23 protein-coding genes are annotated in these 20,005 nt (G+C 69.5%); 12 read left to right on the forward strand and 11 right to left on the reverse strand.

Features of this window, described 5'->3' with window-relative positions; translation table 11 throughout:
- The first annotated feature begins 3 nt into the window (after nucleotides 1-3).
- Genes Q8Q71_RS02450 through Q8Q71_RS02470 form a run of 5 tightly spaced genes read left to right on the forward strand, consistent with a single transcriptional unit; the run spans nucleotide 4 to nucleotide 3,396 of the window.
- Nucleotides 4-432, forward strand: a complete 429-nt coding sequence (locus Q8Q71_RS02450; RefSeq protein ID WP_305758047.1) for a hypothetical protein — start codon at nucleotides 4-6, stop codon at nucleotides 430-432.
- A 17-nt stretch (nucleotides 433-449) separates the two neighbouring features.
- Nucleotides 450-1,016 (forward strand): GNAT family N-acetyltransferase, encoded by a 567-nt coding sequence (locus Q8Q71_RS02455; RefSeq protein ID WP_371315919.1) that lies wholly within the window; start codon nucleotides 450-452, stop codon nucleotides 1,014-1,016.
- Between the two features lie 30 nt (nucleotides 1,017-1,046).
- The gene (locus Q8Q71_RS02460) at nucleotides 1,047-1,673 is read left to right on the forward strand and encodes a DUF998 domain-containing protein (protein ID WP_305758048.1); all 627 of its coding nucleotides are present in this window, start codon (nucleotides 1,047-1,049) and stop codon (nucleotides 1,671-1,673) included.
- Nucleotides 1,670-2,113, forward strand: coding sequence for a hypothetical protein (locus Q8Q71_RS02465; RefSeq protein WP_305758049.1), 444 nt, complete (start codon nucleotides 1,670-1,672; stop codon nucleotides 2,111-2,113). Before Q8Q71_RS02460 ends, Q8Q71_RS02465 begins: the two co-directional genes overlap by 4 nt.
- Before the next feature lie 8 nt (nucleotides 2,114-2,121).
- Entirely contained in the window at nucleotides 2,122-3,396 is a 1,275-nt protein-coding gene (locus Q8Q71_RS02470; RefSeq protein WP_305758050.1) for an MFS transporter, read from the forward strand.
- Here Q8Q71_RS02470 and Q8Q71_RS02475 read toward each other — a convergent pair.
- Nucleotides 3,393-4,352 carry a LytTR family DNA-binding domain-containing protein gene (locus tag Q8Q71_RS02475; protein WP_305758051.1) on the reverse strand — a complete coding sequence of 320 codons (960 nt, stop codon included), beginning with the start codon at nucleotides 4,350-4,352 and terminating at the stop codon, nucleotides 3,393-3,395. The two genes, Q8Q71_RS02470 and Q8Q71_RS02475, sit on opposite strands and share 4 nt — an antisense overlap.
- 13 nt (nucleotides 4,353-4,365) lie before the next feature.
- Between Q8Q71_RS02475 and Q8Q71_RS02480 the strand changes: the two genes are divergently transcribed.
- The gene (locus Q8Q71_RS02480) at nucleotides 4,366-5,610 is read left to right on the forward strand and encodes an acyltransferase family protein (protein WP_305758052.1); all 1,245 of its coding nucleotides are present in this window, start codon (nucleotides 4,366-4,368) and stop codon (nucleotides 5,608-5,610) included.
- On the opposite strand, the gene phhA is transcribed toward Q8Q71_RS02480, so the two are convergent.
- Nucleotides 5,577-6,452, reverse strand: coding sequence for a phenylalanine 4-monooxygenase (phhA, locus tag Q8Q71_RS02485; RefSeq protein WP_305758053.1), 876 nt, complete (start codon nucleotides 6,450-6,452; stop codon nucleotides 5,577-5,579). The two genes, Q8Q71_RS02480 and phhA, sit on opposite strands and share 34 nt — an antisense overlap.
- A gap of 81 nt (nucleotides 6,453-6,533) precedes the next feature.
- Nucleotides 6,534-6,848, reverse strand: coding sequence for a heat shock protein HspQ (gene hspQ, locus Q8Q71_RS02490; protein WP_305758054.1), 315 nt, complete (start codon nucleotides 6,846-6,848; stop codon nucleotides 6,534-6,536).
- Nucleotides 6,849-6,995: 147 nt separating this feature from the next.
- Between hspQ and Q8Q71_RS02495 the strand changes: the two genes are divergently transcribed.
- Nucleotides 6,996-8,138 (forward strand): Ppx/GppA phosphatase family protein, encoded by a 1,143-nt coding sequence (locus Q8Q71_RS02495; RefSeq protein WP_305758055.1) that lies wholly within the window; start codon nucleotides 6,996-6,998, stop codon nucleotides 8,136-8,138.
- On the opposite strand, the gene Q8Q71_RS02500 is transcribed toward Q8Q71_RS02495, so the two are convergent.
- From Q8Q71_RS02500 to gyrA, 5 genes are read right to left on the reverse strand one after another with little or no spacing between them, the layout of a single operon-like run.
- The gene (locus Q8Q71_RS02500) at nucleotides 8,135-9,025 is read right to left on the reverse strand and encodes a peptidylprolyl isomerase (RefSeq protein WP_305758056.1); all 891 of its coding nucleotides are present in this window, start codon (nucleotides 9,023-9,025) and stop codon (nucleotides 8,135-8,137) included. The genes Q8Q71_RS02495 and Q8Q71_RS02500 overlap by 4 nt on opposite strands.
- A gap of 20 nt (nucleotides 9,026-9,045) precedes the next feature.
- Nucleotides 9,046-9,903, reverse strand: a complete 858-nt coding sequence (locus Q8Q71_RS02505; protein WP_305758057.1) for a peptidylprolyl isomerase — start codon at nucleotides 9,901-9,903, stop codon at nucleotides 9,046-9,048.
- Between the two features lies 1 nt (nucleotide 9,904).
- Nucleotides 9,905-10,387, reverse strand: coding sequence for a pantetheine-phosphate adenylyltransferase (gene coaD / locus Q8Q71_RS02510; RefSeq protein WP_305758058.1), 483 nt, complete (start codon nucleotides 10,385-10,387; stop codon nucleotides 9,905-9,907).
- Nucleotides 10,388-10,437: 50 nt separating this feature from the next.
- Nucleotides 10,438-11,241: an aminotransferase class IV gene (locus tag Q8Q71_RS02515; RefSeq protein ID WP_305758059.1), complete on the reverse strand. Its 804-nt coding sequence runs from the start codon at nucleotides 11,239-11,241 to the stop codon at nucleotides 10,438-10,440.
- 3 nt (nucleotides 11,242-11,244) lie between these two features.
- Entirely contained in the window at nucleotides 11,245-14,016 is a 2,772-nt protein-coding gene (gene gyrA, locus Q8Q71_RS02520) for a DNA gyrase subunit A (RefSeq protein ID WP_305758060.1), read from the reverse strand.
- Between the two features lie 125 nt (nucleotides 14,017-14,141).
- Between gyrA and Q8Q71_RS02525 the strand changes: the two genes are divergently transcribed.
- Nucleotides 14,142-14,717, forward strand: a complete 576-nt coding sequence (locus tag Q8Q71_RS02525) for a superoxide dismutase family protein (RefSeq protein ID WP_305758061.1) — start codon at nucleotides 14,142-14,144, stop codon at nucleotides 14,715-14,717.
- A 3-nt stretch (nucleotides 14,718-14,720) separates the two neighbouring features.
- Here the strand turns inward: Q8Q71_RS02525 and Q8Q71_RS02530 are convergent, their stop codons facing one another.
- Nucleotides 14,721-15,278 (reverse strand): hypothetical protein, encoded by a 558-nt coding sequence (locus tag Q8Q71_RS02530; RefSeq protein ID WP_305758062.1) that lies wholly within the window; start codon nucleotides 15,276-15,278, stop codon nucleotides 14,721-14,723.
- 45 nt (nucleotides 15,279-15,323) lie between these two features.
- On the opposite strand from Q8Q71_RS02530, the gene Q8Q71_RS02535 reads away from it, so the two are divergent.
- From Q8Q71_RS02535 to Q8Q71_RS02545, 3 genes are all read left to right on the forward strand, one after another.
- Nucleotides 15,324-15,731, forward strand: coding sequence for a DUF5990 family protein (locus tag Q8Q71_RS02535; RefSeq protein WP_305758063.1), 408 nt, complete (start codon nucleotides 15,324-15,326; stop codon nucleotides 15,729-15,731).
- Nucleotides 15,732-15,803: 72 nt separating this feature from the next.
- Nucleotides 15,804-15,971 carry a 50S ribosomal protein L33 gene (gene rpmG / locus Q8Q71_RS02540; protein ID WP_055830646.1) on the forward strand — a complete coding sequence of 56 codons (168 nt, stop codon included), beginning with the start codon at nucleotides 15,804-15,806 and terminating at the stop codon, nucleotides 15,969-15,971.
- Nucleotides 15,972-16,047: 76 nt separating this feature from the next.
- Nucleotides 16,048-16,233, forward strand: a complete 186-nt coding sequence (locus Q8Q71_RS02545) for a hypothetical protein (RefSeq protein ID WP_305758064.1) — start codon at nucleotides 16,048-16,050, stop codon at nucleotides 16,231-16,233.
- Nucleotides 16,234-16,238: 5 nt separating this feature from the next.
- Here Q8Q71_RS02545 and Q8Q71_RS02550 read toward each other — a convergent pair whose 3' ends face one another.
- The gene (locus Q8Q71_RS02550) at nucleotides 16,239-17,603 is read right to left on the reverse strand and encodes a PleD family two-component system response regulator (protein ID WP_305758065.1); all 1,365 of its coding nucleotides are present in this window, start codon (nucleotides 17,601-17,603) and stop codon (nucleotides 16,239-16,241) included.
- Nucleotides 17,604-17,609: 6 nt separating this feature from the next.
- The gene (locus Q8Q71_RS02555; RefSeq protein WP_055830736.1) at nucleotides 17,610-17,975 is read right to left on the reverse strand and encodes a response regulator; all 366 of its coding nucleotides are present in this window, start codon (nucleotides 17,973-17,975) and stop codon (nucleotides 17,610-17,612) included.
- Nucleotides 17,976-18,373: 398 nt separating this feature from the next.
- Between Q8Q71_RS02555 and Q8Q71_RS02560 the strand changes: the two genes are divergently transcribed.
- Nucleotides 18,374-19,618 (forward strand): DNA polymerase IV, encoded by a 1,245-nt coding sequence (locus Q8Q71_RS02560; protein WP_305758066.1) that lies wholly within the window; start codon nucleotides 18,374-18,376, stop codon nucleotides 19,616-19,618.
- Nucleotides 19,619-20,005: the final 387 nt, after the last annotated feature.

The raw sequence follows: 20,005 nt of genomic DNA on the forward strand, positions 1-20,005 counted from the left end.
GTCATGTCCGCAGTCATCGAGCCGGCCATGCATCCCCTGTCGCTTTCCCTTCTTCTGCTCGCGATTTCGCAGCAGTCCTCTCCCTCGCCGGCCACCCTGACCGACGTGGTCGTGGAGGGTCACCGACTCGATCCCCTGGTCGCGGTGGCGGTCGTCGGCGAGGTTCCGGCCGAGATTCTGGTGCGCAGCGATCCGGTCGGGATCCGGTGCGGCGCGACCGCCTGGCGCTACTCTCCTTACGCCGCCCCCCGGCTGTGCTGGATTCGCCGGCCGCCGGGCGAGCCTGTGCGGCTGACCGCCGAGGGCCCCAACCTGTCGGGCGGCTGGACCATCGAATGGCAGGGCTGCCAGCCCCTGCCCGACGGCCTTCACTGCGATCTGTCCGTTCCGGGCGACGGCGTGACGGTTCACGCGCGCTTCCGGCGCCGCTGAGCGCGGGAGCGGGCGACGTGACCACCGGCTTCACCCACCGCATCGCGACCGAGGCCGATATCCCCGCCCTCGTCGTCCTTATGGATCGGTCGATTTCCGGGCCGCTGGCCGACTTCCTGACGCCCGACCAGATCGCCGCCAGCCGCAGGCTGATGGGGCTGGACAGCCAGATCATCGCCGACCGGACCTATCTGATCGTCGAGGCGGACGGCGCCATGGCCGGCTGCGGCGGCTGGAGCCGTCGCATCACCGAATACGGCGGCGATCACACGCCCGGCCGGGTTCCGGCCCCCCTGACCCCGGGCCTCGACGCCGCCCGCATCCGCGCCATGTACACCGCGCCCGAATTCGTCCGGCGCGGCGTCGGCCGGCTGATCCTCGGCCTGTGCGAAACCGCCGCCCGGGCCGCCGGCTACGGCCGCGCCGAACTGGTCGCCACCCTGGGCGGGGAACCCTTGTATCTGGCCGCCGGCTATCGCGAGATCGAACGGTTCGAGGACGACCGCGGCGGCGCGCCCGTGCCGCTGGTCCGGATGGGCAAGCGACTGGACAGCGGGTTTGGTCCTGCGGGCGAACCCGGCTAGCGTCGGGCCAACGGCGTCGGGGACCACGGCTTGATCAGACATATCGCCTTCGGCTGCGCGGTCCTCAGCCTGCTGGTCCTGGCCGGCGCGACGATCGCGGGCGGCCTGGCCTCGCCCGGCTACGACCACCTGACCCGGTATATCAGCGAGCTCGGCGCGACCGGCGCGCCGACCAGCCGGAGCGTCAGCCTGGCCTTCATGGTGTCCGGCGGCCTGCTGGCCCTCTTCTGGCTGCTGTGCGCGGGCCTGTTTCCCCGCAGCCTCCTGTCGATCCCGGGCTTCGGCCTCAGCGCCCTGAACGGCGTCGGCCTGCTGCTGGGCGGGGTGTTCCGCTGTGATTTCGAATGTTCCGTCGTCGACCCCAGTCTCGACGCCATCCTGCACGAGGTGTTCGGCGGCGTCGGCTACATGTGCGGCATCGTAGGCGTCTTCCTCGTCGGCGCCGCCGCGCGGAACTGGCCCCAGGGGCGCGGTCTGTTCCGGCTCAGTCTGATCTGCGGGATTCCCGCGGCCCTGGCCATCTGGCTGATCCACCCCGCCTTCGAATGGCTCGGCGCGGCCCAGCGGGTGGTCGAGATCGCCCTGGCGGTCTGGGCGCTGGCCGTGGCGATGCGGCTGCGCGCGCCGGTCCGGCTGCAGACAGGAGCGACGGCATGACGCCCGCCCGGAACCCCGCCCTTGTCATCGGCGGCCTGCTGAGCCTCGCCGCCTCGCTGCTGCATATCGGATGCATCCTCGGCGGCCCCGCCTGGTATCGCTTCTTCGGGGCGGGCGAAGGCATGGCGACCCTGGCGGAGCAGGGCTCGATGACCCCCACTCTGGTCACCCTTGGGATCGCCGCCATCCTCGCGATCTGGGCCGCCTACGCCTTCTCGGGCGCCGGCCTCCTGCCCCGGCTGCCGCTGCTGCGGACCGGACTGGTCGTGATCAGCGCCGTCTATCTGCTGCGCGGCCTGGCCCTGATCCCCGCGCTGCTGATCAACGGCGGCGTCGTCATGCCGTTCGTGCTGTGGAGTTCGCTGATCGTCCTCGTCTATGGCGTGGCTCATGCGGTCGGGACCTGGACCGCCTGGCCCACCCTGGGTCCCCGCCCGTGAGCGCCGCCATGACCCCCGCCCGCCGCCTGCGCAACATCATCGGCGGCTCGGCCGGCAATCTGGTCGAATGGTTCGACTGGTTCGCCTACGCCGCCTTCACCGTCTATTTCGCCCCGGTCTTCTTCCCCAAGGGGGACAGCACGGCCCAGTTGCTCAGCGCGGCGGCGGTCTTCGCCGTGGGCTTCCTGATGCGGCCGGTCGGGGCCTGGGTCATGGGGGTCTATTCGGACCGCAAGGGCCGCAAGGCGGGCCTGACCCTGTCGGTCACCCTGATGTGCACCGGCAGCCTGGTCATCGCCTGCACGCCCGGCCATGCGACGATCGGCCTCGCCGCGCCGGCCCTGCTGCTGTTCGCCCGCATGCTGCAGGGCCTCAGCGTCGGCGGGGAATACGGCTCCTCGGCCACCTATCTGTCGGAGATGGCCACGGCGAAGCACCGCGGCTTCTGGTCCAGCTTCCAGTACGTCACCCTGATCTCGGGCCAGTTGCTGGCCCTGATGCTGCTGATCCTCCTGCAGAGGACCATGGCCGAAGCCGATCTGGCGGCCTGGGGCTGGCGCATCCCCTTCTTCGTCGGGGCGGCCCTGGCCGTGGTCGTCTTCTGGCTGCGGCGCCGGCTGGACGAGACCTCGGCCTTCATCGCCGCGGACGCCAGCGAGGCGCCCAGATCCAGCGCCCTGCTGCTGATCCTCAAACACCCGAAGGAGGCGCTGATGGTGCTCGGCCTCACCGCCGGCGGGACCGTCGCCTTCTATACCTACACCACCTATCTGCAGAAATTCCTCGTCAACACGACCGGCTTCTCGAAGTCGACCGCGACCGAGATCAGCGCCGCGGCCCTGTTCGTCTTCATGCTGCTGCAGCCCGCCGTCGGGGCCCTGTCGGACCGGATCGGGCGGCGGCCGGTAATGATCGCATTCGGGGTCGCCGGAGTCCTGTTCACTGTGCCGATCATGACGGCCCTTTCCGGGGTCGAGAGCCCCTTCATCGCCTTCCTGCTGGCCATGACGGCCCTGATCATCGTCAGCGGCTACACCTCGATCAACGCCGTGGTGAAGGCCGAGCTGTTCCCGGCCCATATCCGCGCCCTGGGCGTCGCCCTGCCCTATGCGGTCGCCAACGCCCTGTTCGGCGGCACGGCGGAATATGTGGCGTTGTGGTTCAAGGCCGAAGGCGTGGAGAGCGCCTTCTTCTGGTACGTCACCGCCCTGATCGGCGTGTCGCTGCTGACCTACATCCGGATGCGGGACACCGGCCGCAACAGCCTGATCACGCACGACTAACCCTTCAGACGCGCCAAGGCTTCCGGAAAGCGGCGAGACAGCGGAGCTCGCACCGTCCCCAGTTCGACGGTCCAGTCGCCCGAGCCGTCCGGGACCAGACCCGTGACCCGCGCGCCATTGACCAGCCATGACCGGTGCGCCCGGACAAAGCCGTAGGCTTCCAGCTCGACCTCGATGGCGGCCAGGGTGGCGCGCATCAGCGGCCGACGCCCGTCGGCCAGCCAGAATTCGACGTAGTTCCCCGCCGAGGACACGGCCAATATCTCGCCGACCGGCGCACGGATGATCCGGGCCCCGTCGCGGATGTCGAAGCTCACCGGCCGCAGCGTCGGCCGTTCCGGCCGTCGCAGGCGACGCAGAATCCAGAACAGGCCGACGAAGGCGGCATAGCTGAGCAGATCCTTGCGGAATTCGTAGAGATAGACCTCGCCGGCCGGCCCGGGTTCGTACGGCCCCGCGCCGGCCCAGCCGTACACGGCCAGTCTCAGGCTCATCATTCCAACGACGTGCAGGGCGCTCCAGATGGCGGCGGCCGCCAGATGGACGCCGGCGAAGACGGCGCGTGCGCGCCAGCCGTCCCGCACCATGTCGGGCGGCGCGCCGGCTGTGCTGAGCCACGGCAGCCAGGCCAGCAGCATCACCACGAAGGCGCTGGTCCCCTCCCAGACCCAGGGCTCCCATGCGTCGACCTCGGGGTTGTCGACCTGGACGGTCAGGGCGTTGACCACGGTGACCGCAGCGGCTCCCGCGGCGATGACCAGGACGCCGACCATCAGGTCGCGTCCGTCGAGCCCGCGCAGCCGTTCCAGCCCGCCCTCGAACAGGCCGCCCGTCCCGCGGGACGCGCCGCCCGTCCCTGACCGCCCGCGCCCGTCCCTCGCCGGCGGCCGCCCGCCCCCCGGTCCTTGCACCCATGGGTCCGGCGCCGACGATCCCGAAGCGTCGCCGTCGCTCATGGAGTTCCCGCCCTTGTCCGCCTCATCCCTCGCCCCCTCGTCGGACCGCCGCCACGATCTGGACTGGATCCGGGTCGGAGCCTTCTTCCTGCTGATTCTGTATCACGTCGGCATGTTCTACGTGCCGTGGGACTGGCATGTGAAGTCCAGCCACGAGGTCGAGGCGCTCGAGCCGGTCATGCAGCTGACCAATCCATGGCGGCTGACCCTGCTGTTCCTCGTGTCCGGCGCCGCCACCCGCTTCCTCGCCGACAGCCCGGCCCGGGACGGCCGCGTGGGGGCGGGGCGGCTGGCCGGTTCGCGGACCCTGCGGCTGCTGCCGCCGCTGCTGTTCGCCATGTTCGTGATCGTGCCGCCCCAGAGTTATTACGAGATCGTCGAGGCCCTCGGCCGGGTCGCGCCGCAGGCCGACGCCTATCACAACGCCTTCACCGCCGACTTCTGGGTCCGCTACGCCACGGCCTCGGGCAACTGGTGCGACGCCGACGGTTGCCTGGTCACGCCGACCTGGAACCACATGTGGTTCGTGGCCTATCTGCTGGTCTACAGCCTGCTCCTGGCCGGGCTGCTGGCCCTGTCGTCCGGTCGTCTGCGCGCCCTCGGCGGCCTGCTGGAGCGCGGCCTGAAGGGCTGGGGCCTGTTGCTCTGGCCGATCGTCTTCCTGGCCGCGATCCGCTGGGGCCTGGCCTCCCGGTTCGAGATCAGCCACGACCTGGTCAACGACTGGTACAATCACGCCCTGTCGTTCAGCGCCTTCCTGTTCGGCTTCCTCACGGCCCGGTCCGAAACCCTCCGCGCGGGCTTCATCCGCCTGCGCTGGCCGGCGCTGATCCTCGCCCTCGCCGCCTGGGCGGCCTGGGCCGGCTACGCCTGGGAATACCGCGCCGAGGACGCCATGCCGGCCCTCGCCCTGCGTCGGCTCATGCGGGTGGTCTATGCGGCGGACCAATGGGCCTTCATCGCCGCCATCCTCGGTTTCGGGGCCCGGCATCTGAACCGCGGCGGTCCCGTGCTGCGCTATCTGACCGTCGGCGTCTTCCCGTTCTACATCGTCCACCAGACCGTCATCGTGGTGGCGGGTCACCATCTGGCGCCGCTGCGCCTGCCGCTGGCGGCCGAGGCCGGCCTGTTGATCGGCGCCACCTTCGCCGCCTGCTTCCTGGCCTACGAAGTCGCGCGGCGGCTGGGCTGGCCCGGTCTGCTGCTGGGGGTCAGGCCTGAACGTCAGGCGGCGAACCGGCCGCCCCGGGCCGCATAGGCCTGGGTGCCGCGGGTGAAGACCCGGTCGGTCGGCAGGATGGCGTCGATGGCGATGTCGCCGGCGCCCTTCAGCCGCCCGTAGATCGGGCCGAAATCCTGCAGGGTGTCGCGCTTCAGCTGCTCGATGGAGTCGATGACGAAATAGACCTGCTGGAAGTCGTCGATCCGGTAGAGGGTCCGCATCACCCGTTCGAGGTCGAAGCCGAGGCGATTCGGCGACGGGTCCTCCAGCGAGAAGACGCTCTCGGTCGCCGAGGAGACGATGCCCGCGCCGTAGATGCGAAGCCCGTCCGTGTCCTGCATCAGACCGAACTCGACGGTGTACCAGTACAGCCGGGCCAGGTTCTGCAGCACGCCCAGCGAGGCCGCCCGCTGCCCGCCCTTGCCATAGGCCTCCATATAGGCGGCGAAATCGGGGTCGGAGAGCATCGGCACATGGCCGAACACATCGTGAAAGATGTCCGGTTCCTGCAGATAGTCCAGCTGGTCCGGCTTGCGGATGAACTGGCCCGAGGGGAAGCGGCGGTTGGCCAGGTGGTCGAAGAAGACGTCGTCGGGCACCAGTCCGGGCACGCAGACCACGGTCCAGCCCGTCAGGGCCTGGAGCTTGGGGTTCATGACGGCGAAGTCGGGAATGCCGCCGGTGTTGAGATCCAGCGCCGTCAGCCCCTTGAGAAAGACATCGGCGGCGCGGCCGGGCAGGATCTTCATCTGCCGGGCGTACAGCGTGTCCCAGGTGCGGTGCTCGATGTCGGTGTAGGACGCCCAGTCCTGCGGGATGGTCCAGTCGTCGGCGGCGCCTTCCGGCGGCGCGTCGAACACGTGCTCGAAGTCGGACATGGACGCGCTCCTGCAACCTTCGGGCTCTGAGGGACCCTTGCGGTCAATCTAGGCCCGCCGCGCGGCCCGCGCCAGCGCCGCTCAGTGAATCGCGCAGGGCTTGGGCGCGTGGCGGCCCCTGGCGTCGATGGTGAACCAGCGGCGCTCCGCCTCGAGGGTCAGGGCCGAGAGCTCGGGATCGTGCTCCAGCGCGGCCTCGGCCGCATAGGCGACGAAGCCGCCGTCCGGCCCGATGGCGAGGACCTGGTAGAAGGGCTGATCCGGCGCGATCTCTCCGGTCTCGCCCGGCCGGCCGGCGTAACAGGCGTCGATGTCGATCACCACGCCGCGAAAGGCGGCGTCGCGGTGACGGACGATCTGGCCGAGGCCGAATTTCGCGATGGTTTGCCGGGTCATGGCGGGACAATGCCGGACCCGACCTGAGCCTTATCCGCGTCACGCCGTTCATTTTCGTGACAGACACGCTTGGCGCGGAGGTTTCCACGGCTCTAGAGTGGCGGGGACGGGCGCCGTTTCGGACCGCCCACCTTGAAAGTTCGGCCGATGCCGGAGACCGACGACGCGCCGCGGCGCGGCGACCGGTCCCAGTCCCGACGGTCCGACGGACAGCGCGCCCGCGGCGGCGCCTTCGGCGGACCAGGGGCGTCGGGTCGCGAGGCGCCCCTCTATGGCGCCCTCGACCTGGGGACAAACAATTGCCGGCTGCTGATCGCCAGGCCGTCGCGCGACGGCTTTCGCGTGGTCGATTCCTTCAGCCGCATCGTTCGCCTGGGCGAGGGCCTGTCCCGCACCGGGCGGCTCGACGATGCGGCGATGGAGCGGGCCTATGAGGCCTTGGTGCTGTGCGGGGAGCGGGTCGCTAAAAAGGGCGTGGACTCCTCGCGCCTGATGGCCGTCGCGACCCAGGCCTGCCGGCAGGCGGATAACGGCGCGGCCTTCATCGAACGGGTGCGCGTCGGCACCGGGCTGAAACTGCGCGTCATCGATCCCGTGGAGGAGGCCCGGCTGGCCGTCGAGGGCTGTCTCAACCTGTTCGACCAGTCGGCGGAGGCGGTGCTGGTCGTCGACGTCGGCGGCGGCTCGACCGAACTGAGCTGGTTGAGGAAACGCGACGGCGGGTTCGCGCTGGCCGGCTGGATGTCCGCCCCCATGGGCGTCGTCACCCTCGCCGAACGACATCCGGAGCCGGCGGGCGCGCTGGACGACTGGTACGAAGCCATGGTGACCGACATGGGCGCCGCCATCGCCTCGGCCCCGGTCGATCCGGCCCTGCGCGAGGTGTTCACGGGCGGGCGGGCGCATCTGGTCGGGACCTCGGGCGCGATCACCAGTCTGGCGGGGATTCACCTCGGGCTGCGACGCTATCAGCGCAACCTCGTCGACGGCCTGTGGATGACGCGGGGCGACTGCGAGAAGGCGGCGGACACCCTGAAGCGTCTGGGGCCTGCCGGTCGCGCGGCCGAATCGTGCATCGGCCCCGACCGCGCCGACCTGGTGCTGGCGGGCGCCGCCATCATGGAGGCGATCCAGCGGGCCTGGCCCTCGGAACGGGTCCGGGTCGCGGATCGCGGCCTGCGCGAGGGCCTGCTGCTGCAACAGATGCGCGAGGATCGAAAGCCGAAACGCCGCCCGCGCCGCCGGAGCCGCGGGGCCTCCCCGCCCCGCGCGGACGGGGCGCCCGGCTAGTTGGTCACCTGCACCGGCAAGGTCAGGTCGCAGACCGAAAAGTCGGCCCCCCGCGATGTCCGGACCTCGTCCGCCATGGCCCGGAAGCGCGGCGAGTCCGTCGCCAGCACCTGGACCGCCGGCCGTTCCGCCCCGGCGATGTCGGCGGCGATGCGGACCCGGGTCATGCGGTCGGGTTCGGCCGTGACCATGCCGTTGTCGCCGTCGCCGACGCGCAGGCTGCGCACCACGTCGAGGCCGGACACCGTCATGCCCCAGATGGTGTAGCGCTTGTCGAGGGCCGGATAGGCCTGGCGCATCAGGAAGAACTGGCTGTTGGCCGTGTCATTGCCCTCGTCCCGCGCCATGCCGGCCACGCCGGGGCAGTACAGGCCCCAGCCGTGAACCTTGCCGTCTCCGGTCAGGGCGAAGGCCGCGTCGGGCTGGGTCTGGACCGGCAGGGAGTGGAAGAAGCCGACCCGCGCCCCGGCCGGCTCGGCCACGGCCGCGAAGGGCATGGACGGGTCGCGCCGGAAGGTGAATTCGGCCTTGAGGTCGGGATAGGGGCTCTGGCCGTCGCCCGTGCCCAGCGGATCGCCGGTCTGGGCCATGAACCAGTCGATCACCCGGTGCCATGGCACGCCGTCGTAGAAGCCGCGCCGCGCCAGCAGCTTGATCCGCTCGACGTGCAGCGGCGCGACCTCGGGCGTCAGCTCCACCAGAATCCGGCCGCGCGTGGTGTCGATGACCAGCAGGTTCTCCGCCGGAACGGTCCGCCATTCCGCGGCGGGGACCGTGGTCTCCGGCGTCGGGGCCGCCGGCGGAGGCGGGGGCCCGCCGACTTCCTGGGCCGCGGCCGGCGCCGCGATCACGGCCAGCGAGGCCGCGAGGCCGGGCATCGTCTTCATCCATCCCTCCCCTGACGCCCTCATCCGCCGGTCACCTCTGCCGGCGGCTGGACGTCGCAAACCGTGAACGCCGCGCCCCGCTCGGTCCGGACCCGGTCGACCAGGGCGGCGAAGGCCGGGCTGGACGGGGTCATGACGCGGACGGCCGGGCGCTGGCTTTCGGGAAGGCTGGCGGCGGTGCGGACCCGCGTCATCACGTCGGGATCGTCGACCCGACCGTTGGCGGTCTCGTCGCCGGGCTTCAGCGCCTTGACCACGTCCATTCCCGCCACCACCCGCCCGAAGGGCGCATAGAGGCCGTTCAGATTTTCGTTGCTTCCGGTCATCAGGAAGAACTGGCTGTTGGCGCTGTCCGGATCCTGGCTGCGCGCCATGCCCGCGACGCCGGGACAGAACAGGGCCTGGGCCGCCGCCTTGAAATCGGACGTGACCATCATCTGGGCGTCGGGCTGGGTCAGCACGGGCACGGAGCCGGCGACGCCCAGCTGCCCCCCCGGACCCGTCGCGACAGTGGCGAAGCCCATGTCGCGCCCCCGTCGGAACTGGAACTCGCCGGGAATGTCCGGCAGGTCGCTGCCGCCCGCGCCCGTGCCCAGCGGATCTCCGGTCTGGGCCATGAAACCTTCGACCACCCGGTGGAATTTCAGGCCGTCGTAAAAGCCGCTGTCGGCCAGGGTCCTGACGCGCTCGACCGACAGGGGCGCGATGCGCGGCTCCAGTTCGACCAGGATGCGGCCCTTGGCGGTGTCGATGACCAGCAGGTTCTCGGCGGCGACCGCGCGCCACTCGGCGGCGGCCGGCGCCTGGGCCGAAACGGGCGCGGCCCCGGCGAGTAGCGCCGCCGAAAGCGCGGCGGCCGTTGCGATCTTGAAGTTCATTCTATTCCTTGACCTTGGCCCGGACCATTTCGGCGATGGCGGGGCTGACGAAACTGTCGATCGCGCCGTCCAGGCGGGCGATCTCCTTGACCAGCCGCGAGGCGATGGCCTGGTGCCGCGGATCGGCCATCAGGAAGACCGTCTCGATGTCGGCATTGAGGCGCTGGTTCATCGCCGTCATCTGGAATTCGTATTCGAAGTCGGAGACGGCGCGCAGCCCCCGCACGATGATGCCCGCGCCGAGCTGCTCGGCGAAATGCATCAGCAGGCTGTCGAAGGGCTGGACTTCGACCCTGGGGCCCAGATGGGCGACCTCGGCGCGAACCATCACCACCCGTTCGTCGGTGGTGAACAGCGGGCCCTTGTCGTCATTGCGCGCCACGCCGATGACCAGCCGGTCGACCAGCTTCACGGCGCGCCCGATGATGTCCATATGCCCGTTGGTGACGGGGTCGAATGTGCCCGGATACAGGCCGATGCGCATGGCGATCCTCCCCGCCTTTCCGGTCGTTTAGCAGGCGCCGCTCCGACAGCCTAGATCGGTTGGACGGGGTTGGACCCCCAGGCGGCCCGAAGGCGGTCGATCATCGCGGGCGACGTGGCGAACCCATGGTCTCCAACCGCGACGACGGCGCAGGCCGGCGTTGCGCTGTTGCAGATGAAGGCGCCGTCGAAGTCCCGCAGATCGTCCACGTGAACCGGGGCGGTCCTGCCCGTCAGGCCCGAAGGACCGAGGCCGCGTTGCACCAGCGACTGGGCCACTCCCGCCAGCATGGGAGCCTGCGGCCAGACCACTTCGCTTCCAGAAAGAAAACCAATATTCCAGAGACTTCCTTCGGAAACCTGTCCTGCTGAATCGACAAAGATGGCGTCGTCGAAGCCGGCGGCGCGCGCCGCCCGCCGGGCGCGGATCAGGCCGAAGGTCGCGACATGCTTCAGATGCGGCGCCTCGCGGGCGTAGGCCCGAATTTCCAGCCGCACGCTGTCGGCCAGGGGCGGCGGCGGCGGCGAGGCGGCGATCATGACCTTGGGAGAACCGGTCCAGTCGGGCGTGCGCGGCCCGACCCCGGGGGAAAACAGGCTGACCCGGAGCCAGCAATCGCCGCGTCCGGCCACGGCCGTCCGCATCAGCGCTCGCAGACGGGGCTCGCCGACCGGCTCCCCGAACAGCTCGACCGCCTCGGCATCGAGTCGCGCCAGATGCAGGTCCAGCCCGCGTACGCCCCCATCCTCGACCCGGAATGAGGTGTAGGCGCCGTAGTTGATCAGGGCGACATGGGTCAGGTCGTCCAGGGTGGCCGGCGCGCCGTCGACGCTCAGTTCAACGGCGTCCGCCATGGATCAGCCTTCGCCGCCCTCGCCGTCCGCCTCGTCCCCGACCGCGCCGTCCTCGCCGCCGCCGCTGTCGGGCAGGCGTTCGACCGAGACGACCCGTTCCCCCTCCGCCGTGCGGAAGATGGTCACGCCTTGGCTGGAGCGGCCGACGACGCGGACCTGATCGACCGGCGTGCGGATCATCTGCCCGCCCGAGGTGACCAGCAGCAGTTCGTCGCTGTCCTCGATCGGGAAGGAGGCGGCCAGACGGTCGCCGGCGCGGCCGCCCAGGCCATGGGCCGTCAGCCCCTGCCCGCCCCGGCCGGTGCGCCGGTATTCATAGGCCGACGAACGCTTGCCGAAACCGGTCTCGGTGACCGTCAGGATGAACTGCTCGGCCGCGCCCAGTTCGGCGATGCGGTCGACCGACAGGGCGGCCTCGCCGACGGCCTCGTCGTCCGCCTCGGCCGGGGTCTCGTCCTCATCGCCCGCCGCGCGCCGCATGGCGTTGGCGTGTTTGACGTAGGCGGCGCGTTCTTCGGGCGTGGCGTCCACCCGGCCCAGGACGGCCATGGAGATGACCTCGTCGCCCTCTTGCAGGCGCACGCCGCGCACGCCGGTCGAATCGCGGCCCTTGAACACGCGCACGTCGTCGGCCTTGAAGCGGATGGCGCGGCCAAGGGCGGTCGTCAGCATGACGTCGTCCTCCGCGGTGCACAGGGCCACCCCGACCATCCGGTCGCCGTCCTCCAGCTTCATGGCGATCTTGCCGGCCCGGTTGACGGTGGCGAAGTCGCTCAGCTTGTTTCGGCGCACGTCGCCCGACCGGGTGGCGAACATGATGTCGTAGTTCGCCCAGTCCGCCTCGTCCTCGGGCAGCGGCAGGACGTTCATGATCGAATCGCCGGGCTCGATCGGCAGCAGGTTGACGAAGGCCTTGCCGCGCGACTGCGGATTGCCCAGCGGCAGACGCCAGGTCTTCAGCTTATAGGCCTTGCCGTTGGTGGCGAAGAACAGCACCGGCGTATGGGTCGAGGCCGAGAACACGCCGACGACGGCGTCGTCCTCCTTCATCGCCACGCCGGAACGGCCCTTGCCGCCGCGATGCTGGGTCCGGTAGGCGTTCAGCGCCACGCGCTTGACGTAGCCGCCGTGGGTGACGGTGACGACCATGTCCTCGCGCGGGATCAGGTCCTCGTCCTCCAGCTCGAAATCGCCCTCGCCGATGAGGGTCCGGCGGGGAACGGCGAACTCCTGCCTCACGTCCAGCAGATCCGCCCGGATCACGGCCAGGATGTTGGCGCGGTCGCTCAGCAGGGTCAGGTGGCCCTGGATGGTGTCGGCCAGGCCGCGCGCCTCGCCGAAGATGTCGTCGCGGCCCAGGCCGGTCAGGCGGCTCAGGGTCAGGCCCAGGATGGCGCGGGCCTGTTCGTCGGTCAGGTTCAGCTTGTCGCCGTCGACCAGCATGGAGCGGGGGTCGGCGATCAGCTCGATCAGGGCGATCATGTCGCCCACCGGCCAGCTCTTGGCCTGCAGACGCTCGCGCGCCTCGGCCGGATCGGCCGAGCTGCGGATGATGTGGATGACCTCGTCGATATTGGCCACGGCCACGGCCAGGCCGACCAGCACGTGGCCGCGATCGCGGGCCTTGGCCAGTTCGAATTTGATGCGACGGACGACCACCTCTTCCCGGAACTCCAGGAAGGCCTCCAGCAGCTGGCGCAGTCCCATCTGCACCGGGCGGCCGTGGTTCAGGGCCAGCATGTTGACGCCGAACGAGCTCTGCATCGCCGTGAAGCGCCACAGCTGGTTCAGCACCACATCGGCCGAGGCGTCACGCTTCAGCTCGATCACCATCCGCATGCCGTCGCGGTCGGATTCGTCGCGGACGTCGGAAATGCCCTCGATCCGCTTCTCGCGGACCATTTCGACGATGCGCTCGATCAGGGTCTGTTTGTTGACCTGATAGGGCAGCTGGGTAACGACGATGGCCTCGCGATCCTTGCGGATCGTCTCGATCGTCGCCTGGCCGCGCACCACCACCGAGCCGCGCCCGTCGCGCAGGGCGTTGCGGGGCGCCGTCCGGCCCATGATCTCGCCGCCGGTCGGGAAGTCGGGTCCGGGCACGATGTCCAGCAGGGCGTCGTCCGAGATGTTCGAATCGTCCAGCAGGGCCACGCAGGCGTCGATGATTTCGCCCAGGTTATGCGGCGGGATGTTGGTGGCCATGCCGACGGCGATGCCGCCCGCGCCGTTGACCAGCAGGTTGGGGATCCGCGCCGGCAGGACGACGGGCTCCAGTTCCTTCTCGTCGTAGTTCGGCTGGAAATCGACCGTGTCCTTGTCGATGTCGGTCAGCAGGGCCGAGGCCGCCGGGGCCATCCGGGCCTCGGTGTAACGCATCGAGGCCGGCATATCGCCGTCGACCGAGCCGAAATTGCCCTGGCCGTCGACCAGCATCAGCCCCATCGAGAACGGCTGGGCCATGCGCACCAGCGCCATATAGACCGAGGCGTCGCCGTGCGGGTGGAACCGCCCCAGCACGTCGCCGACCACCCGGGCGCACTTCGAATACGGCCGGTCCGGCGTCATCTTCAGGTCGTGCATCGAATACAGGATGCGGCGGTGCACGGGCTTCAGCCCGTCGCGCGCGTCCGGCAGGGCGCGGGACACGATCACGCTCATGGCGTAGTCGAGATACGAGCGCCTCAGCTCGTCTTCGATGGTGATGGTGGAGATGTCGCCGCCGCCGCCGCCCGAGACCGGGGGAAGCGCGTCGTTGTAGCTGTCGTCAGTCAAGGAAATCAGGCTTTAAATGGCCGGAATCGGAACGTGATCCGCGAACGGGTTTTCTAGCATCCGGGGACCCCGGAGGCAAAGCGAAGCCGGCCGGAAACGCTCCGTCCTGACAAGGAGTCCAGACCATGCGCCCCGCCCGCCTCGCCGCCCTCGCCGCCCTGCCCCTGCTGACCGCCCTGGGGGCCTGCGTCAGCGTGACGGCCGTGGGCCATTCCGACCGACCCGACCGCGCCTCCATCGGCGATTTCGGCGAGGCGACGCTGATGAATTCCACCGGCGCGCGGGTCGGCCGGGCCATCCTGACGCAAGGGTCGACCGGCCTGCTGATCCGCATCGAGGCCGAGGGCCTGACCCCCGGCTGGCACGGCGTCCATATCCACGCCACAGGCCAGTGCGCCGCGCCCTTCACCTCGGCGGGCGGCCATATCAACCACGGCGAGCCGAAGGCGCCGCACGGCCTGCTCAACCCCGGCGGCCCCGACGACGGCGACCTGCCCAACATCTTCGCCGACGCGGGAGGCCGCGCCAACGCCGAGGTCTTCACCACCCGCGCCCGCATCGCCCGCGACGGCCCAGGCCAGTGGCTGTGGGACGCCGACGGATCGGCCCTGGTCATCCACGCCAGCATGGACGACCAGATCAGCCAGCCCATCGGCGGCGCCGGCGACCGCGTGGTCTGCGGCGTGATGGCGGCCGGCTAGGCCCTATTCAACGACCGGCCGGGTCAGGTCGAACTCGACCCGGAAGTGGCGATTGGGGCGACGCAGCTCATAGGCGAAGATCCGCCCGGGCTCGACCTCGACGGCCCAGACATTGGTGTTCGACACCGTCGCGTTGCGGCGCGTGAACAGGTCTTTCGAGAACTGGTCGACGGGAAATTCCTGACGCGTCGCCGTGCCGGCGTCCGTGGTGTCGCCGCCGTACTGGCTGAGCTCGTCCTCGGTCCCGTCCTCGTGCCGGTGATCGTGCTTGAGGCGCAGGCCCGAGGCCGTCCGGGTGATCACCCAGGTGCGGGACCGGTTCTCCCCGACCCGGAAGGGAATCCGGACCTCATTGGCCGAACAGTCCCGCACGTGCATCAGCAGCCGGGATCGGGCGAAGTCTGCGTCCGCCGCGTCCGTGGTCACCACCCGCCCCTCGAACCTCTGGCCGCACAGGGCCGTCAGCCTGGCGAAGAAGGCGTCCTGCGGCGAAACCGGCGCGGGCGCCGTGGCGCAGGCGGACAGGGCGATGGCGGCGGCGAGAACGGAGATCTGTTTCATGGGGTCAGGTTGGCACGGCCCGCCCGTCTCGCCTAACCTGCCGCCATGGCCGACACCGTGACGCTTCGCCTCACCATCGACGATCCGGTCCCCGGGGTGCGCTACAGCCTCCAGAAGGACGACATGCCGTTCGGGCCCCTCACCGCCGGCGATGGCCCGATCTCGTTCGAGCTTCCGATCACCCTGCAGCCAGACGGCCGCATGACCGGCCCCTTCGTGCGCCGCGAGGGCCCGACGCGCCGCTTCGTCTATATCCGAATCGGCATCTCCGCCGGCGACCACGCCAGCCCGTGGAGCCGCCGCGCCAAGATCGACATCCACGACATCCCGCCGGCCTTGCTGGCCCCCGGCGCCGTTCTGGTGGTCCATCTGCCCGGCCGCGGCAAGGACGGCTCCCCCGCCTGCGCCACGGTCCGGCGGCTCGGCGACTGGACCGCCGCAGACCGGCGTTGACTTCCGGTCGCGCCTGAGTATGTTCCGCGCCTCTTATTTTAGCGGCTTTCGCCGTCGCAGAGGTAATTCCCGATGGCCAAACCGGCTTCCATCAAGATCCGCCTGAACTCCTCGGCCGACACCGGCTTCTTCTACGTCACCAAGAAGAACGCCCGGACCATGACCGAGAAAATGGTCGTCAAGAAATACGATCCCGTCGTGCGCAAGCACGTCGAGTTCAAGGAAGGCAAGATCAAGTAAGGGCTGCGCCCTGCTGGATTTGAAGACGCCCGGTGGAAACGCCGGGCGTTTTTCTTTGGCGTGCTAGACTGCCGGGATGAGTGATCCGACCGACGAACCACAGGTCCCTTCAACGCCTTCCGAGAGCCCCGTCCAGCGGGCATTGCGGTTGAAGCAGGCGACGATCGCCGCGCGGGCCGGGCCGCCCCGGGGCGGCCGATTCCAGCGCGAGCAGGCGGCGCGGATAGCCGCCGGCAAGTCCAGGCCCTGGATGAGCCGGTAACGGCCCTAGGCCGCCCTTGCGATCACCTGGTTCCGTCCACGCGACTTGGCCTCGTACACCCCCTCGTCGGCCCGCTTGAGCAGGGCCTCCGGCGTGTCGCCGTCGCCCGTGCAGGCCGCCACGCCCACCGAGACGGTGATGGTCAGGCCCTCGGCCCCGTTCATGATCGGGAAGGGCTGGGCCGCCACGTCGCGGCGGATGCGGTCGGCGACGCGCGTGGCCGCCTCCAGGCTGGCGCCCGGCATCACCACCACGAACTCCTCGCCGCCGAAGCGACACGGCAGGTCGATGGCGCGGACATTGGTGGCCAGACGCACCGCGAATTCGCGCAGCACCTCGTCCCCGGCGTCGTGGCCGAAGCCGTCGTTGACCAGCTTGAAATGGTCGATGTCCATGACCAGCACGGCCACGGTCTCGCCGCCCTGCCCGGCCCGGCTGACCAGGGCCTGCAGCTGGCCGGCCATGTAGCGGCGGTTGTGCAGGCCGGTCAGGGCGTCGGTGACGGCCATCTCGAGGCTGTAGTCCAGCTTCTGCTTGAGGAAGTCGGCGTAGCGCTTGCGCTTGATCTGGGTGCGGGTGCGCGCCTCCAGCTCCTCCGGATCGACCGGGCGCGGCAGGATGTCGTTGACCCCCAGCTCCAGCGCCTTGAGCAGGCGCGGTCGGTCGGCCTGGTCGACCACCGCCAGGATCGGCATCCGTCGCGAGGCCTCGGTCGAGCGAATCTGGGCGACGAAGCGCAGCCCGTCGAACTCGGCGCTCGAGACGTTGACGATCATCAGATCGACGGGTCCGCGCGCGGCGATCAGGGCCGCGGCCGGGTCGCTCTCGATCGTCGCGCGATGCTCTCCGCCCAGATGCTCGACCATCTTCTGGGCCTGGCGGGCATTGTCGTCGACGATCAGCACCCGCCCGCCCGACCCGCGCAACCGCCCGGCGCCGTCGGTGTCGACGCCCAGCCGGCGGCCGCTCTCCTCGCGTTCGCGCAGTTCGTCCATCACCGACTTGAGCCGCAGCAGGGAGCGGACGCGGGCGAACAGGATGACGTCGTCGATCGGCTTGGTGACGAAATCGTCGGCCCCGGCGTCCAGGCCCTTGATCTTGTCCTCGCGCCCGTCCAGCGCGGTCACCAGAACGACCGGGATATGCCGCGTCACCGGATCGGCCTTCAGTCTTCGGCAGGTCTCGAACCCGTCCATGCCGGGCATCATCACGTCCAGCAGGATGATGTCGGGCCGCTCGTCGGAGGCGATCTGCAGCGCCGTCAGCCCGTCGCAGGCGGTCAGCACCTCATAGTATTCGAGCGTCAGCTTGGCCTCGAGCAGGCGGACGTTCGGTTCGACGTCGTCAACGACAAGGATACGCGCCGTCATCGCTTGCTACCCCAGATGTTTCCGGACCACGTCGAGGAAATGCATCACCGAGATCGGCTTGGAGATATAGGCCTCGCACCCGCCCTGGCGGATGCGCTCCTCGTCCCCCTTCATGGCGAAGGCGGTGACCGCGACGACGGGAATGTGGCTCAGCTCCTCGTCGTCCTTCAGCCATTTGGTGACTTCCAGCCCGCTGATCTCGGGCAGCTGGATGTCCATCAGGATCAGGTCGGGCTTGTGCAGGCGCGCCAGGGCCAGCGCCTGAAGACCCTCGCGGGTCTGCAGGGTCTCATAGCCCTGGGAATCGAGCAGATCATGAAAGAGCTTCATGTTCAGTTCGTTATCCTCGACGATGAGGACTTTCTTGGACATCATCACCTGGCCTGTCGCCTCGCGAAGTGCGGCTGCACGGAGGCTTTTCGCCTTCTTCGTGCACTGTGACCCCGGGGGTCTTAAGTTGGGGTGAAGCGCGGCCATGCCGGAGAGGACGCTCGAAAGTCGGGCGTCGCGTCTCGTTTGGGTGGCGCTGGTTCGTCACGAAGGACACGAAGGACCCACAAAGGAACACGACGGGATCGAGCGCGAGGCGCCGCAGGCATTCCAACATTCGGGAAAACAGGGAGCTGCGCGCGGCCACGAGACGCCGGCCCCTTCGTGGCCTTCGTGGCTTTTCTCTTCTTCGTGTCCTTTGTGATGAACCTCGGGTCTCGCCATCCGCGCCCAAGGATGGCGATGGCGAGCCGCGATCGCCTCAGGCACAATCCGCCCGCATGAAAGCCATCTGCCGCGACTGCCTCTGGACCGGCGACCGCAAGGTCGAACGGTGCCCCGCCTGCGGTTCCCGCCGCATGGTTCAGCACGACGATCTGGACCGGTTGTCCATCGCCCACCTCGACTGCGACGCCTTCTACGCCTCGGTGGAGAAGCGCGATCGGCCCGAGCTGCGCGACAAGCCGGTCATCGTCGGCGGCGGCAGGCGCGGCGTGGTCTCCACCTGCTGCTACGTCGCCCGCCAGTACGGCGTTCATTCGGCCATGCCGATGTTCAAGGCGCTGAAGGCCTGCCCCGAGGCCGTCGTCATCAAGCCGGACTTCCGCAAATACGTCGCCGCCAGCGCGGCCATCTTCGGCGCGGTGCGCGAACTGACCCCGCTGGTCCAGACCCTGTCGCTCGACGAGGCCTGGATCGACCTGTCCGGCACCGAGCGGCTGAACGGCGGCCCTCCCGCCTTCCAGCTGATCCGCCTGCAACAGCGGATCGAGACCGAGACCGGCCTGACCGTCTCCATCGGCCTGGCGCCCAACCGCTTCCTCGCCAAGGTGGCGTCCGAACTGGACAAGCCGCGCGGCTTCTCGGTCCTGGGATCGGAGGCCGCCGCGGTTCTGGCGCCGAAATCGATCCGCATCCTCCCGGGGGTCGGGCCGGTGTTCGCGAAAACCCTGAACAGCGACGGCTACGCCACCGTCGGCGACCTTGCCGCCGCCGATCTGCGCGACCTGGTCAAACGCTATGGCGAGACCGGCCTGCGGCTGCACGACCTGGCCCACGGTCGCGACGCCCGCGCGGTCAGTCCCGGCCACGAGCGCAAGGGCATGAGCGCCGAGACCACCTTCAACGAGGACCTGACCTCCGCCGAAGACCTCGAAGCCGAACTCTGGCCCCTGTGCGAGAAGCTGGCGTCCAAGGCGCGACGCGACGGCGTGGCCAGCCGGGTGCTGGTGCTGAAGCTGCGCCGCACCGACTTCAGGATCGTCACCCGCCGCATCTCCCTGCCCGAGCCGGTGCAGACGGCCCGGGCCCTGTTCGCCGCCGGACGGGAGCTGATGGCGCCGGAGCTGGGTCGTCCCTATCGCCTGATCGGCATCGGCATGGCCGAAGTCGTCGACGCAGTGGACTCCCACGCCCTTTTCGAAACCGCCGAGACGCGAGCCCTGAAGACCGAGACCGCCATCGACCGGCTCAGGGCGAGATTCGGCGCGAAGGCCGTGGTGGCCGGTCGGGCGCTGAAGGACTGATCCTGGTGGAATGACCTTGCGGGGAGTGCGAGGTAAAAATCTACAGACACAGCAATTTCTGCGACCCGCCCATTGTTTTTCCACGGAAATAAAGAATTGCAGCGTCATTTGCGCGCCGCATGTGGGGCCCGTGCGAGACTCTGCGGGTCCCGTCGCAAGGGAGGCTCGCTCGGCCGGCGATCCGAAGCGGCGGCGGGAGCGGAGGGAGCGGGGTGGGGGCTGTCAAAGCCTTCAGCCAGGGTCGAGGGGGATACTCGGACCGTTCCAGGACTGTTCCGCCGGGACAGCCTGCCCGCCGGAGGCGCTGCGGTAAGGCGATAAGACCGCCACCGGACGCAAGCTTCCGGAAAACCCGCCGCGCGGAGCGTTCGTCTTTCGCCGAAACGG

The sequence above is a fragment of the Brevundimonas sp. genome, from assembly GCF_030704825.1.
Lineage (GTDB): Bacteria > Pseudomonadota > Alphaproteobacteria > Caulobacterales > Caulobacteraceae > Brevundimonas.

What these genes read in the sequence shown, in the direction of transcription:
- rpmG (WP_055830646.1), top strand. Translation starts at nt 15,804, where the DNA reads ATGGCCAAACCGGCTTCCATCAAGATCCGCCTGAACTCCTCGGCCGAC.
- Q8Q71_RS02515 (WP_305758059.1), bottom strand. Translation starts at nt 11,241, where the DNA reads ATGGCGGACGCCGTTGAACTGAGCGTCGACGGCGCGCCGGCCACCCTG.
- Q8Q71_RS02525 (WP_305758061.1), top strand. Translation starts at nt 14,142, where the DNA reads ATGCGCCCCGCCCGCCTCGCCGCCCTCGCCGCCCTGCCCCTGCTGACC.
- Q8Q71_RS02545 (WP_305758064.1), top strand. Translation starts at nt 16,048, where the DNA reads ATGAGTGATCCGACCGACGAACCACAGGTCCCTTCAACGCCTTCCGAG.
- Q8Q71_RS02465 (WP_305758049.1), top strand. Translation starts at nt 1,670, where the DNA reads ATGACGCCCGCCCGGAACCCCGCCCTTGTCATCGGCGGCCTGCTGAGC.
- Q8Q71_RS02530 (WP_305758062.1), bottom strand. Translation starts at nt 15,278, where the DNA reads ATGAAACAGATCTCCGTTCTCGCCGCCGCCATCGCCCTGTCCGCCTGC.
- Q8Q71_RS02560 (WP_305758066.1), top strand. Translation starts at nt 18,374, where the DNA reads ATGAAAGCCATCTGCCGCGACTGCCTCTGGACCGGCGACCGCAAGGTC.
- Q8Q71_RS02475 (WP_305758051.1), bottom strand. Translation starts at nt 4,352, where the DNA reads ATGAGCGACGGCGACGCTTCGGGATCGTCGGCGCCGGACCCATGGGTG.
- Q8Q71_RS02495 (WP_305758055.1), top strand. Translation starts at nt 6,996, where the DNA reads ATGCCGGAGACCGACGACGCGCCGCGGCGCGGCGACCGGTCCCAGTCC.
- Q8Q71_RS02550 (WP_305758065.1), bottom strand. Translation starts at nt 17,603, where the DNA reads ATGACGGCGCGTATCCTTGTCGTTGACGACGTCGAACCGAACGTCCGC.
- Q8Q71_RS02505 (WP_305758057.1), bottom strand. Translation starts at nt 9,903, where the DNA reads ATGAACTTCAAGATCGCAACGGCCGCCGCGCTTTCGGCGGCGCTACTC.
- Q8Q71_RS02500 (WP_305758056.1), bottom strand. Translation starts at nt 9,025, where the DNA reads ATGAAGACGATGCCCGGCCTCGCGGCCTCGCTGGCCGTGATCGCGGCG.
- Q8Q71_RS02470 (WP_305758050.1), top strand. Translation starts at nt 2,122, where the DNA reads ATGACCCCCGCCCGCCGCCTGCGCAACATCATCGGCGGCTCGGCCGGC.
- Q8Q71_RS02450 (WP_305758047.1), top strand. Translation starts at nt 4, where the DNA reads ATGTCCGCAGTCATCGAGCCGGCCATGCATCCCCTGTCGCTTTCCCTT.
- phhA (WP_305758053.1), bottom strand. Translation starts at nt 6,452, where the DNA reads ATGTCCGACTTCGAGCACGTGTTCGACGCGCCGCCGGAAGGCGCCGCC.
- hspQ (WP_305758054.1), bottom strand. Translation starts at nt 6,848, where the DNA reads ATGACCCGGCAAACCATCGCGAAATTCGGCCTCGGCCAGATCGTCCGT.
- Q8Q71_RS02535 (WP_305758063.1), top strand. Translation starts at nt 15,324, where the DNA reads ATGGCCGACACCGTGACGCTTCGCCTCACCATCGACGATCCGGTCCCC.
- Q8Q71_RS02555 (WP_055830736.1), bottom strand. Translation starts at nt 17,975, where the DNA reads ATGTCCAAGAAAGTCCTCATCGTCGAGGATAACGAACTGAACATGAAG.
- coaD (WP_305758058.1), bottom strand. Translation starts at nt 10,387, where the DNA reads ATGCGCATCGGCCTGTATCCGGGCACATTCGACCCCGTCACCAACGGG.